Source organism: Leptolyngbya sp. DQ-M1, assembly GCF_039962505.1.
GTDB lineage: Bacteria > Cyanobacteriota > Cyanobacteriia > Leptolyngbyales > Leptolyngbyaceae > Leptolyngbya.
Genome location: NZ_JAMPLJ010000001.1, coordinates 167,153 through 180,199, shown reverse-complemented (window position 1 = coordinate 180,199; position 13,047 = coordinate 167,153). Strand labels below are relative to the sequence as shown.

12 protein-coding genes and 1 pseudogene are annotated in these 13,047 nt (G+C 46.4%); 8 read left to right on the top strand and 5 right to left on the bottom strand.

Translation table 11 applies throughout. The features are described 5' to 3' along the window. Nucleotides 1–86 precede the first annotated feature (86 nt). Nucleotides 87–1,052, top strand: a complete 966-nt coding sequence (locus tag NC981_RS00820) for a DUF4351 domain-containing protein (RefSeq protein WP_348241133.1) — start codon at nucleotides 87–89, stop codon at nucleotides 1,050–1,052. 18 nt (nucleotides 1,053–1,070) lie between these two features. Here the strand turns inward: NC981_RS00820 and NC981_RS00815 are convergent, their stop codons facing one another. Further along, nucleotides 1,071–1,523: an ATP-binding protein gene (locus tag NC981_RS00815; protein ID WP_348241132.1), complete on the bottom strand. Its 453-nt coding sequence runs from the start codon at nucleotides 1,521–1,523 to the stop codon at nucleotides 1,071–1,073. A gap of 448 nt (nucleotides 1,524–1,971) precedes the next feature. Here NC981_RS00815 and NC981_RS00810 point away from each other — a divergent pair, with 448 nt between their 5' ends. Beyond that, a complete protein-coding gene (locus tag NC981_RS00810; RefSeq protein ID WP_348241131.1) occupies nucleotides 1,972–2,622 on the top strand; it encodes a DUF3596 domain-containing protein in 651 nt (216 codons plus the stop codon). A 270-nt stretch (nucleotides 2,623–2,892) separates the two neighbouring features. After that, the gene (locus NC981_RS00805; RefSeq protein WP_348241130.1) at nucleotides 2,893–3,213 is read left to right on the top strand and encodes a hypothetical protein; all 321 of its coding nucleotides are present in this window, start codon (nucleotides 2,893–2,895) and stop codon (nucleotides 3,211–3,213) included. Nucleotides 3,214–3,232: 19 nt separating this feature from the next. On the opposite strand, the gene NC981_RS00800 is transcribed toward NC981_RS00805, so the two are convergent. Further along, nucleotides 3,233–3,631, bottom strand: a complete 399-nt coding sequence (locus NC981_RS00800) for a type II toxin-antitoxin system VapC family toxin (protein WP_348241129.1) — start codon at nucleotides 3,629–3,631, stop codon at nucleotides 3,233–3,235. 9 nt (nucleotides 3,632–3,640) lie between these two features. Continuing rightward, on the bottom strand, nucleotides 3,641–4,015 hold the full coding sequence (locus NC981_RS00795) for a hypothetical protein (protein WP_348241128.1): 375 nt from the start codon (nucleotides 4,013–4,015) through the stop codon (nucleotides 3,641–3,643). Nucleotides 4,016–4,882: 867 nt separating this feature from the next. Here NC981_RS00795 and NC981_RS00790 point away from each other — a divergent pair. Then, nucleotides 4,883–5,766: pseudogene (locus NC981_RS00790) on the top strand (FAD-dependent oxidoreductase); the annotation flags it as partial. 66 nt (nucleotides 5,767–5,832) lie between these two features. Beyond that, nucleotides 5,833–7,299, top strand: a complete 1,467-nt coding sequence (gene xylB, locus NC981_RS00785; protein WP_348241127.1) for a xylulokinase — start codon at nucleotides 5,833–5,835, stop codon at nucleotides 7,297–7,299. Between the two features lie 384 nt (nucleotides 7,300–7,683). Here the strand turns inward: xylB and NC981_RS00780 are convergent, their stop codons facing one another. Together NC981_RS00780 and NC981_RS00775 are read right to left on the bottom strand one after the other, a co-directional pair. Next, entirely contained in the window at nucleotides 7,684–8,646 is a 963-nt protein-coding gene (locus NC981_RS00780; protein ID WP_348241126.1) for a sugar-binding transcriptional regulator, read from the bottom strand. 185 nt (nucleotides 8,647–8,831) lie between these two features. Next, a complete protein-coding gene (locus NC981_RS00775) occupies nucleotides 8,832–9,659 on the bottom strand; it encodes an SDR family NAD(P)-dependent oxidoreductase (protein ID WP_348241125.1) in 828 nt (275 codons plus the stop codon). 157 nt (nucleotides 9,660–9,816) lie between these two features. Between NC981_RS00775 and NC981_RS00770 the strand changes: the two genes are divergently transcribed. The 3 genes from NC981_RS00770 to NC981_RS00760 all read left to right on the top strand — a co-directional run bounded on the left by NC981_RS00770 (nucleotide 9,817) and on the right by NC981_RS00760 (nucleotide 13,031). Then, nucleotides 9,817–11,163, top strand: a complete 1,347-nt coding sequence (locus NC981_RS00770; protein WP_348241124.1) for a sugar ABC transporter substrate-binding protein — start codon at nucleotides 9,817–9,819, stop codon at nucleotides 11,161–11,163. 114 nt (nucleotides 11,164–11,277) lie between these two features. After that, nucleotides 11,278–12,195, top strand: a complete 918-nt coding sequence (locus NC981_RS00765; RefSeq protein WP_348241123.1) for a sugar ABC transporter permease — start codon at nucleotides 11,278–11,280, stop codon at nucleotides 12,193–12,195. Between the two features lie 14 nt (nucleotides 12,196–12,209). Continuing rightward, nucleotides 12,210–13,031: a carbohydrate ABC transporter permease gene (locus tag NC981_RS00760; protein ID WP_348241122.1), complete on the top strand. Its 822-nt coding sequence runs from the start codon at nucleotides 12,210–12,212 to the stop codon at nucleotides 13,029–13,031. Nucleotides 13,032–13,047: the final 16 nt, after the last annotated feature.

The following is a 13,047-nucleotide window of genomic DNA, read 5'->3' as shown; positions in this document are numbered from 1 at the left end:
CTTGCTGCCAAGGCAAAAGCCGCTCCATATCGCTCTTCGGTATTGTGGTACGATTGCACCACTTAAAGAACGTTGGACTGAAGGCGATGGCTAAACAAGAAACTCCTCGTACTGACCAGGATTCGCCGTGGAAGCGCATTTTACAGCAGTATTTTCAAGAAGCCATCGAGTTTTTTCTTCCCCAGGTTGCGAAGTTGGTGGATTGGACACAGCCACCAGAATTTTTAGACAAAGAATTTATCAAAATTGCTCCAGATGCGAAGGTGGGGCGGCGCTTTGCCGATCAATTGGTGCGGGTCAAACTGAAGCGAGGCAAGGATTTGGTTCTCCTACTTCATGTTGAAGTGCAGGCTGCCCCGGAAAAGAAATTCGCGGAACGCATTTTCGTGTATTCACTGCGAATCTTTGATTATTTTCGCCAACCCGCAGTGAGTTTGGCAATCCTCTGTGATGCGAGTCCGACTTGGCGACCACAGCAGTATGGGTTTTCCTTGCCAGGAACAACTTTGAATTTTGAGTTCAGCATCGTAAAACTTCTGGATTATCGCGATCGTATGGCAGAACTCGATGCCAGTTGGAATCCCTTTGCGATCGTGGTCAAAGCCCACCTAAAGCTCCAAGAAACAAAAAAAGATAGCCTTGCTCGAAAGACGGTCAAGATGCAGTTGGTACGGCAGCTTTATGAAGCAGGTTATAATGCAGAACAAGTGCTGAATTTGTTCAATTTTCTGGACTGGATCTTGGTGTTACCTAAACGACTAGATACCGAGTTTTGGACGGAGCTAAAAGCCTACGAGCAGGAGCTACAGATGCCTTACATTACCAGTGTTGAGCGGATTGGTTTCGAGCGCGGAGTTAAGGAGGAAGCGCAACGATCGCTAGAGCGAGAACGAGCTTTCATTCTCCGCCTTCTGAACCGGAAACTTAGCTCTATTCCCGATGCTACGGTCACTCAAATTAACGCTTTGTCGGTCGAACATCTCGAAGCGCTCGGTGAAGCACTGTTGGATTTTGAATCGATCGAGGATTTGATTGCTTGGTTAGAGAATTAGGAACGATGGTCGCCCAACTCAATTATCCTTATTTTGCATGGCAGTGGGCAGGCAAAACCTGAACGTTGTTCCTCTGTTCAGTTCGCTTTCAACCTCGATCCACCCTCCCATCACCCTGACTAATCGTTCTGTAACCGCCAACCCAATGCCGCTTCCCTCACAGCGCAGACTGCGGGAATGCTCGGATCGCCAAAACCGTTGAAAGACAAACGGCAAGTCTTCAGAAGCAATTCCGATTCCCGTATCCTGCACCGCAATCCAGAGTTTTTCTTGCTCTGTCCAAGATTGAATTGTTCTCAGGTAATCTGCTGCGGGTCGCCGAAGCTCATAGCCTGCATCAGCTAATCGTTGAATTCGAGCCACACAGTTGGCATATCCCTTACGGTCTTGTTTTAGCAACGTTTTGAACCACTCAAGAACTGGAGCCTCCCCTTTTTCATCTTGATAAAATACAACCCGTGTTTCAGGCACAGCTTTTCATGAAAAACGCCTCGCTCCTACAATATAGCAATAGTGCGATAATCAGTATGATCGTCGAATTGTGACCATCAAGGTCGCTGTTTATTGCGTTCTAATCTTTTATCGCGATTAATTGAAGACGCATTAAATGCTTCACAGAAATTATGGCGATGGATTGAAGCCATTTGGGAACAAAAACGCTGCTAAATTTAGACTTGGGGTAAATTTGGGGTAATAAAATTTAACAACGGCTGAAACCCTTGCTCCATCTAGCTTTACCTGGGGACTCGTAAGCCCAAGGTCGCAAGTTTAAATCTCGCCTGAGCCATTCTGTAATCCAGGTATAGTAAGGGTTTCAACCGATAGTCGAAATTCAGACTTATCGGGTTTTTCAGCAGAAATCTGAATTTTGACTATGAAATGACTACACCCCTAGTTCTTCATAGTCGGCATCAGGATCATGGACAAACAGAAACGATCATCAAAAGGATCTGTAGGAGTTGAACCCTTCCAGAATCGGTTACGGCTACGCTTACCCCGTCAACTCTTCGACGGTAAGCAGAAATATTTAACGTTGGGACTTGAAGACACGATTGCGAATCGAAAAATCGCTGAAGCGAAAGCGAAGCAGATCGAATCGGATATCGTGTTAGAAAAATTTGATTACACCCTTGATAAGTATCGACCCGATCACGCGAAATCCGTTAGCGCAGCAAAGGCGATCGATCTTTCCGAGTTGTGGACTCGTTACACACAATTCAAATCGACTCAGGTAGAAGAGACAACGCTGATCCGAGATTACGGAAAAATCGAGAAACGAATTCGGAAGTTTCCCAAGCGGGATTTAGACTCAGTAGTAATCGTCCGGGATTATTTATTGAAAACCTATTCCGCTGAAGTCGCTAAAAGAACGTTTAAAGAGCTTAACGCCTGCTGTAATTGGGGTATACGCTCTAAACTGATCGACTCCAATCCATTCATTGGAATGGTGGAGAGATCAGAACCAAGAAGTCTAGCAACTCGTCCAGAACGCCCTTCGCTAGAAAAGAGAGCGAAGCGATCATCCAAGCATTCGAGAATAACACCTACTGTTCCCGGTTTGCACCGTTGAAGCACTCCTATTACACTCCGTATGTCAGATTCCTTTTTCTAACGGGTTGCCGTCCCGAAGAAGCGATCGCGCTCACAAACAAAGATAGAAGGATCTGAAGGGGAAAGGCAGGTGAATGATGAGTGTTGAGCAAGATGTAATCGAAACACTGAAAGTTCTGCCTCTTGAAAAACAGCAAGAGGTCTTGCGCTTCGTGCAATCCTTACAGCCGTCTAGCCTAACCGCTAAAAAAAATTACGACTTAGCTTTGCTGAAAAAATTCTGTCAGATTTGCAGAGAATTCACCGCGATCGTGATGAACCACCTTCTCCGGTTTATGCAGATAGTCTGATTCGGATGATGCGGGAGATGCGCGATCGCTCTCCTGAAGATCCCTTCACGCAGGTCATCACGGCATTACACAATGCAATGGCGTTTGAGAATCGTTGGGTGACTCACACCGAAGATCAATATTTAGGGGGTTACGCCCTGCTTGAGAGCCTTGTCTATCAAGATGATTTACAACCTGAAGAGGTGCAGCAAGCAATGCTTAGGTTGAATCGGCTGGGTTTTGAGACGATGCCGTTTGACTTCAATGCGTCAGTTTCTTAGAGACTCCAATCCTGAATCTTCAGCCCCAGCACTTGCTCAAAGTCTCGACGATTACGAGTGACAACTGTAGCATTGGAGAAAGAGCAATTGCAGCAATCCTCATGTCCTTCTGAATCCGATTTTTCCGCAAGTTGGGGTAGTCGGTTAGCATTTTGCGAAAACAGCGATCGGCGACATCATCTAGCTCTAAAACCTTAACCTCCTGTAAATACGCCACGATTCGCGACAATTTTGCATAAAGTCGAACTTGATAATTTGCCTGAGCAGGGTGATTGAGGCGACCCACCCAACCATTAAACAGTTCTTGAACAGTCACGATCGTAATTGCAAGATCTGCCTCAAATTCTGCTGCTTTGCTCCTAACGGTTGGATGATCCTCTAGCCAAAGCGAGACATGATCGGTATCGAGAATGTACAAGTTCTGTCCTCAATCGTCTAACGAATAAACGGCAGGATCGACCTCTGTATCGTCCTCAACTTCCCGTTCTGCTCGAATCGCCGCCGCAATTTCTGCAAAGTCTGGATCATCTTTGAACATACCAGCGTACTTAATCCACGGGCTTTCCATTCTCCGTTCAGAACCATTCAAATCTTGATTTGGCAAAGGCACATCCCACGAAATTGTCTCACTCCGGGCAAGTTGCTCTAAGAAAGCAGCTTGAACTTTCGCAATCGCTGCCTCCCGCGTCGCTGCCTCTACTCGACAATCGGGAAATTCAATGACTGAAGCCGCAACTCTGCCGGAAGCCTGAGCTTCCAACCGAAGCGTTACTCTGAGTGTGTTCGATGAGTGTTGATTCATAGGGTTGCCTTGAACAACATCTCTCATTATAGTCGAGGCATCACTCGAACCTTATGCCTCATTCTCCAGCCACGCACCTCATTTCGTTGTGTCAAACGCAAGGGCAATCCTGTAGGATTCAATTTCTTAATCATTCAATCGTTGGATTAGTAACCTTTTCACCGCCTCAAAGTTACAGCGATATAAAACTTAATAAGCCTCTCATGTTAATGAAACAGGGGTGAGACTACTAAACTCTGCCAAAATTACCCAACTATTTCTAAAAAAACCTAATTTTTAACGATTGTGATCCAGATTGTGATCCAAGATTAAAAAACTCAAATCTCAGAGGCTAAAACGCCCGATATGATTAGGTTTCGAGAAGCTAGACACGCTGATTTGTAATCAGCCGGTCGCAAGTTCGAGTCTTGTCACCAGCTTTCAGTAAAGTCAACCATTTCACGCTCCCGATAAGGCTCATAGACCTTACTGGGAGCAGTTTTTTAGAAACCTCCAAAAAACTAGGTGTGATCTTTGGGCGAGTTCGGGATTCAGGTTGAGATCAGAAAAGTCATAAAAATTTGGTACTAGCGCCTTAACAACCTCCTATGAAACTCTTATTGGGAATTGGGTGACTTGTGAAAGACTTATCCAGAAACGACAAAAGCCAGTCAGTGACTGGCTTTTCATCAATCGGAGCGGCGGGACGTGATTCATTGAAGACTTAATTCTAGTACGGGGAAAATCCGTGTCTTACCCTCGCATATGGCATGAAATATAAGTTTGCCAACTGGTCTAAAAATTCCGTAAACGATCGCTACAAAGTGAAAGGTGAATTGTCGTCGAAATTAAGTCTATTTTTAACGGATTTTATTATGGATACCTGAAATGGAACAGTATAAGCCCTCAGATACAGACGGTTACTCCGCTTCTCACCGAATTGTGATTGCTGGAGGTGGGTTTGGGGGTTTATATGCTGCTAAAGCCTTGGGACGTTTTAAACACATTGAAATTACATTAGTCGATAAGCGTAATTTTCATCTTTTTCAACCATTACTCTATCAGGCGAATTAGATCACTATGCGTTGAAACATGATTTTCGCAACATTGATACGAGAGAAACTCAGATTTTGTTATTAGAAGGGCTAGATCGTGTCTTACCGCCTTATCCTCCTGAGCTTTCAACTGCTGCTGCAAAATCTCTCGAAAATTTAGGCGTTACAGTACAAACACGGTCCTTTGTGACAGGAATTACGGAGGATACGGTTATGGTTCGCCACGGAAAGCAAGCTGAGACAATTCAGGCCAAAACGGTGCTTTGGGCAGCAGGCGTTCGCGCTTCAGGAATGGGGAAAGTACTGGCTGAGCGGACAGGTGCAACGCTCGATTGTGTAGGGCGAGTGATCGTCAATCCTGACTTAAGCGTGCCAGGACAACCAAACATTTTTGTTGTTGGAGATCTTGCTCATTACAAGCACCAAGGTGATCAACCTTTGCCAGGAGTTGCTCCCGTTGCCATGCAGGAAGGCGCTTATATCGCTAAATTAATTCGATATCGTCTGCAAAGACGAGCATTGCCGTCCTTCCACTATTCAGATGTCGGAAGTTTAGCGGTGATTGGACAGAATGCCGCTGTGGTTAACCTGGGCTGGTTAAAGCTTTCTGGGTTCCTGGCTTGGCTAATTTGGGTGTTTGCCCATATTTACTACTTGATTGAGTTTGATAACAAGCTGATTGTGATGATCCAGTGGTCCTGGAATTACTTCAGCCGCTAGGGAGCCTCTCCCTGATTACACAGGAGGAAGATCCGTTAAATCATTCAGAACTGGGAGGGAAGCTTGACTGACGTAGTGATAGGTCTAGATCTGGGGACTGGAGGAGTGCGAGCGATCGCGGTTGATCTGCATGGGCAACTCATTGCTCAGGCAACAAAAAGTTATCCCCTGTTCACGCCACAACCCGGTTGGACGGAGCAAGATCCGACAGATTGGGTAGAAGCTAGCTTGGAGGCTTTATCAGACATTGCTCAACAGCTTGGTGAAAATCACGCGATCGCCCTCGGTTTGTCGGGACAAATGCACGGTATGGTTCCGCTCGATGCAGAAGGTTATGTGATCAGACCCGCGATTTTATGGAATGACCAACGGACTGGAAAGGCGGTGGAGGCGATCGAAGCCACAATTTCCCGCCAAGAATTAATTCAACGAACTGGCAATCCTGCGATCACAGGATTTCAGCTTCCAAAGCTCATCTGGTTGCGAACGCAAGAGCCACAAGCCTATGCCCAAGTTCGGCAAATCTTGCTGCCCAAGGATTATTTGGGCTATGTATTGACTGGATCAGCCGTTACAGAACCCTCCGATGCTTCAGGAACAGGTTGTTTGAACTTAGCGAATCGACAGTGGGACATCGATATTCTGAATGCGCTTGAGATTAATCCAGCATGGTTTCCACCTGTAGTGGAGTCCACCGCAATCGCTGGACGCTTGAAACCAGCGATTGCAACACGCGTGGGGCTACCAGACGGATTACCAATCGTTGCTGGAGGGGGTGATAATGCAACCGCCGCAATTGGGTTGGGAATTTCAGCCAGTAATCTGAATCGAGGTAGTCTGAGTATCGGTACGTCGGGCGTGATTTTTGCTCCTCTGGAGCGTCCCATCCCTGATCCAGAGGGGCGAGTGCATTTGTTTTGTCATGCTGATGGCGGCTATCACTTGTTAGGTGTGACGCTAGCGGCAGGTGGCTCGTTGCGCTGGTATCGAGACACGTTCGCTCCCCAGATTGCCTTCGCGGATCTGATGCAGTTGGCGGAAAGTTCGCAGCCTGGTGCTCGTGGTGTTTTATTCCTACCTCATCTTGCGGGAGAACGAAGCCCTCACCTTGATCCAGACACTCGTGGTGCCTGGGTAAATCTAGCCTTAGCACATTCGCAAGCTGATCTGATCCGGGCTGTACTGGAAGGTGTGGCATTCAGTCTAAGAGAAGCCTTAGATGTGATTCACGAAATAACTCCCATGCAGCAACTCTTGGCAACGGGAGGAGGGGCACGATCGAGCGTTTGGTTGAAGATCCTGGCAGATGTGTTGCAAACAGAATTGATTGCGCCCAAGGCTGAAGAAGGTGCTGCTTATGGAGCCGCAATTCTAGCAATGGTAGGAGTTGGGGCATATTCCAATTTAGAAGCTGCATTCAAGATCCTGCCCCAGGCTGAAGACGTTGTACAGCCCCAGAAAAATCTAATGTATGAGCCTGCGTTTCAAAAATATAAACAATTATATGAAGCCCTGAAAGCAGTGCGTTGAACAATCCGCTGCAATCAACAGCAATTCACATTATTGATGTAGCAGTAACAAATCAGGCATTTGAAAAAGTGATTGATAAACGAGTGCTGCACCCCGATCGCGGGCAAATCCTCGGAACATGGATGAATAGCTATCAATCTCCAGCCTTGGGGTTTATCAAGGACGACTGTATGAGGTTTCAATTCACTCAGTCGTTTTTGACAAATTGGCGTTGCTGAATGCAAGTATGGTTTGCCCTCATCCCCAACCCTTCTCCCTAAGGAGAAGGGAGCTAGAAACCTCTTGTTCCCTCTCCCTGGGGAGAGGGCTAGGGTGAGGGCGAATCCGAGATTCATACTCAAATTCAGCAATGCCGATAAATTCTTGGTTTATGCTCTATTGCACTTACACTTTGGCAAGAATTGCTTCAGCAACCGCTTTGTCAGTGACCAACCCTGTAATGAGCTTGCCACGCATAGCGGCTAGAATGGCTTCTGCCTTTTTTTCACTACCTGCTACGCCAATGACCAGACGCTGAGCTGGTTGCTGCAAGGGAACGCTGGCTACGCGGCTATTGATTCCTTCTTGTAGCAAAACTCCGTCGTGATTATATGCCCAACCTGCAATCTCTCCAACTGCTCCCAGTTCAATCAATTTCGCAACTTCTTCATCGTTAATAAAGCCGTCCTGATGGAGTGGAGCATTCCAGGCAATATGACTAATCCCAACAAATGTTACTTTAGCTTGCTCTGCTAGGGTCTTTACGGTAATAAACGATCGCTGTGTTTGTAGTAGCTGCCGTTCCTGAATGCTGGTAGCAACAACCGGAGTGGGAACAGGATAGGCTTGAGAACCAACGCGATCGGAGAGGTGCATCACAACTTCATGACGACCCGCACGTCCATAGTGAGATAGGTTGCCAATAATGGAGATGATTTTGTGTTGAGGTTGATCCATTGCTGGAATTTGTTCCACCATTGCACGCAATGTCCGTCCAGAAGAAAATGCCAGAATAGTTGGAGCTTTTGCGAGCAAATAAGTCTCTAGGTAATTAGCAGCACATACCCCAATCCCATTAAACCGATCGACATTGCGATCATCACTGGGAACTACTTCACATAAGGACAATTGAAATTTTTCCCGTAATGATTCAGCTAGCTCTATACATTCTCTTAAAGGATGATCAAGGCGAAACTTGATCAGTTTTTCGCTAACAGCCAATGCCACTAGGCGTTGAGCTGCCTGACGGGAGACATTGAGTTTATTGGCAACCTCTTCCTGAGTATTGCCACCAATGTAATAGAGCCAAGCTGCATGAGCCGCGAGATCCAGTTTACGATCGCGCCGCTCAAGAAAAGTTTCTTCCATATCTCATCATCTGGGAAAACGCATCTGTCTAAAGAGAGCTTTGAGCATATGCCCAAAATTACTATATTTGCTCAAAGTTCTCTGTAAACTCTATTACATTATCCTCAATAAAATCTACAGAGCAGGTAATTTTTGAGAAGTAAGACGTTCACGATCGACAGTAACGACTCAAAACCCCGAAGTCGCTATTGACCTCCCGTAATGTCCAGGTTAAATCCTGTAATGTAACTTGCTTCATCACTCATGAGAAAAGCAACTCCGTTGGCAACCTCTTCTAAACTGCCCAGACGGCGCATTGGCACTGAATCAATCATTTGTTGTTCTACAACTTTAGGGTCTGCATCAAAATACTGAGAACCTACTGCTGCCTGCAATTCAGTTTGCCGTGTCCACATTACACCTGGTCCAATCAGTGAAGGTGAGAGAGAATTCACTCGAATTCCGTAAGGTGCTAAATCCTTTGCAGCAGTTTGAGTCATGCCAATCACTGCAAACTTGGAAGCTGCATATGCCAGCATATTCGGAGGTCCATCAACTCCTGCATGGCTCGCCATGTTGACGATAGCTCTGCTACACGGGTACGTGCCCGCGCCGCCGCCTGAATCGCGGAGCTGCTGAGCGGCAGCTTTTAGAACGTGAAAAACGCCAACGACATTGATATCAATCACCTTTTGAAAATCATCCTCTGGATAGTCCTCAGTTTTGGCAAATGCTCCTTGGTAGCCAGCATTATTGAAGACGTAGTCAATCTGTCCAACCTGCGCTACAGCACCAGAAAATGCTTTTGCCACACTGTCTGCAAGCGTCACATCACAGTGAAATGCACTAAGGGGGACATTGTACTCCTTTAATTCCTGCACAACCTCTGCCATTTTGGTTTCATTTAAATCCAGCAGAACTACTCCAGCACCATTAGCTGCAAAGCGTTGTGCCGTTGCTTTTCCAATATCTCCAGCACCCCCTGTAATTAAGATAGTTTTTCCCTCAAACGAATAAGTTGCGCTTGCCGTCACGGTTTTATCTCCTTGTTAATCAAGAATTGTTTCAAATATCAATGAACGATTTAGTTTTAGAACTGAGGTCAGTATGATTTCTATTATTGAGCTTTTGCCCAAAAGCAGAGCATAAAATCAATATTACTTGCTCGATCTTTAATATAAGGAGCTAGCGATGCGCACACCTCGCTTCGCCAAAATCATCGTTGTGTTCCTGATTGGCATGATGTTGACGCAACTGTTGCATGCTTGTTCATCAGGTTCGCGAGCGGCAGAAAAAACAAGACTCACGATCGCTACAGTCAATAATGGCGACATGGTGATCATGCAGGAGCTTTCCAGTCACTTTGAGAAAGCTAACCCCGATATTCAACTGAGATGGGTAGTGTTGGAAGAAAATGTATTGCGCCAGCGGGTCACGACTGATGTTGCGAGCCAAGGTGGGCAATTTGATGTTTTGACGATCGGTTCTTATGAGACACCGATCTGGGCAAGACGCGATTGGCTAAGATCCTTAAATCTGCCTGCTAGCTATGATGTAAACGACCTGTTGAAACCCATTCGAGAAGGGCTTTCCAATGACGGCAAACTCTATGCTGTGCCGTTCTATGGCGAAAGTTCGATGCTTTATTACCGCAAGGATTTATTTCAAAAAGCAGGAATTACAGTTCCTGAACAGCCCACCTATCCTCAAATTAAAGAGTGGGCAAGTAAAGTTCATGATCCTAAAAATGGGGTTTATGGCGTGTGCTTACGGGGTAAACCGGGTTGGGGTGAAAATATGGGATTCATTTCAACGCTCGTGAACACCTATGGAGGTCAATGGTTTGACATGAAATGGAATCCAACAATTAACACACCCGCTTGGAAAGAAGCGATCAACTACTATGTGGATCTGATGCAGAACTATGGTCCCCCTGGCGCAAGTTCTAATGGATTCAATGAAAATCTAGCCTTGTTCTCGACAGGCAAGTGCGGAATGTGGGTTGATGCAACCGTTGCGGCGGGACTACTCTCGAACCCGAAAGAGTCCAAGGTGTATGACAAGCTAGGCTTTGCTCGTGCGCCGATCGAGAAATATCCTAATGGTTCAAACTGGCTCTGGGCATGGGCTTTGGCGGTTCCTAAAACCTCAAAAGCACCAGAAGCAGCAGAACGGTTTATTGCTTGGGCAACCTCGAAGGAGTATATCCAACTGGTTGCTGACCAAAATGGTTGGGTTGCCGTACCACCGGGGACTCGCACTTCCACCTATCAGAATCCTAACTATCAAAAAGCCGCTCCTTTTGCCTCGATCGTGCTGCGTTCGATCCAATCTGCTGATGTTACCCGTCCGGCTGCTCAACCAACGCCCTACAAAGGCATTCAGTATGTGGATATTCCAGAATTTCAGGCAATTGGATCATCGACTGGGCAGACGATCGCGGCTGCGCTGACTCGTAGTACCTCTGTCGATCAAGCGTTGCAACAATCCCAAAGCACAACGGAACGCTTCATGAGACATACAGGCTACATCCAGTAGGAACAGATTTAACAGCAGCTTTCAAGATTACTCAAGATTACTAATGGCGAAAAATCTGTTCTTACTTTCTGACCAACGTGGTTCAAAAACAATTAATTTGTGGTCTTTAAAGCTATGTCTTCAATAGTTGTAGAACGTCACCCCGAAACACAACCCCCTAGACAGCGAACTCATCGTCAGGCATCGACCTTACCGCTAATTGCGCCTTCCGTCATTGCTCTGCTGCTCTGGATGATTGTGCCGCTAGTGATGACCATCTGGTTTTCCTTCCAGCGATATAACTTATTAAATCCCGATGCACAGAAGTTCGTTGGAATTGAGAATTTCACCTTTATCCTGAGTGATGCGGGCTTCTGGATTTCGATTGGAACTACGATCGTTCTCGTCGTTGCAGTTTTGGCGATTACGATCGGTCTCGGTACATTACTCGCCGTCCTGTTTGACCAAGACTTTCCCGGTCAGGGAATTGCGCGGGTACTCGCTATCTCTCCCTTCTTTGTCATGCCCACAGTCAGTGCATTGGTTTGGAAGAATATGCTAATGCACCCGGTCAATGGGTTGTTTGCTCAGATTACAAGAGGGTTGGGATTAGGGGCGATCGATTGGTTCGCTAACTTTCCATTGCTAGCAGTCATCATTATTGTGTCGTGGGAGTGGTTACCCTTTGCATTGTTGATCTTATTGACAGCGATTCAGTCACTTGATCACGAACAGCTAGAAGCAGCTCGAATGGATGGTGCAAATGCGATCGCTCTGTTTCGGTTTGTAATGTTGCCACACCTCAGTCGTGCGATCGCCGTAGTGGCCATGATTGAGACGATCTTCTTCCTCACCATCTTTGCGGAAATTTTCGTAACGACTGGGGGTGGTCCTGGTTTAGCAACAACTAACTTAGCTTATTACATCTTCCTGAAAGCACTCCTGGAATTTGATGTGGGTGGTGCTTCAGCGGGTGGCTTAATTGCCGTAATTCTGGCAAACATCGTCGCAATCTTCTTGTTGCGGAGTGTGGCTCGTAATTTGGATACTTAATTGGGGCACTTAAAATGGCACGTAAAAATTCTCGTAAATGGCTGTGGGCAGTGCTTGGCTGGTTAGCTGCTTTACTCCTGTTTTTCCCAATCCTCTGGATGTTCATCACGAGCTTCAAAACAGAAGTTGCTGCGGTTGCCACACCGCCTCAATTATTCTTCCAGCCAACATTGGAAAACTATGCAACGATTCAGGATCGAGCGAATTATGCCAATTATGCGTTTAATAGCATAGCAGTTTCCCTCGGTTCAACAATCCTTGCACTGCTGCTTGCTATCCCTGCTGCCTATGCGATGGCATTCTTCCCAACCAAGCGCACCAAGACAACCTTAACCTGGATGTTGTCCACCAAAATGCTACCGTCTGTTGGTGTCCTGGTTCCCATCTACATCCTGTGCCGAAATGCTGGACTGCTAGACACTCGCCTTGCCTTAATTATTATCTACACATTGAGCAATTTACCGATCGTGGTTTGGATGATCTATAGCTTCTTCAAGGATGTCCCAAAAGAGATTCTAGAAGCCGATCGCATGGATGGCGCAAGCACCCAACAAGAGCTTCGTCATGTATTGCTCCCATTAGCATTACCGGGAATTGCTTCTACTGCACTGCTGTCCATTATTCTGTCCTGGAACGAAGCCTTCTGGAGTTTGAATCTAACCACATCTGATGCAGCTCCACTCACTGCATTTATTGCCTCATTCTCCAGCCCGCAGGGATTGTTCTGGGCAAAACTTTCTGCTGCATCAACATTAGCGATCGCACCCATTCTCATCTTTGGTTGGTTGAGCCAACGACAGTTAGTTCGAGGTCTCACCTTTGGTGCCGTCAAATAGCATCTGCTTGTTTGTA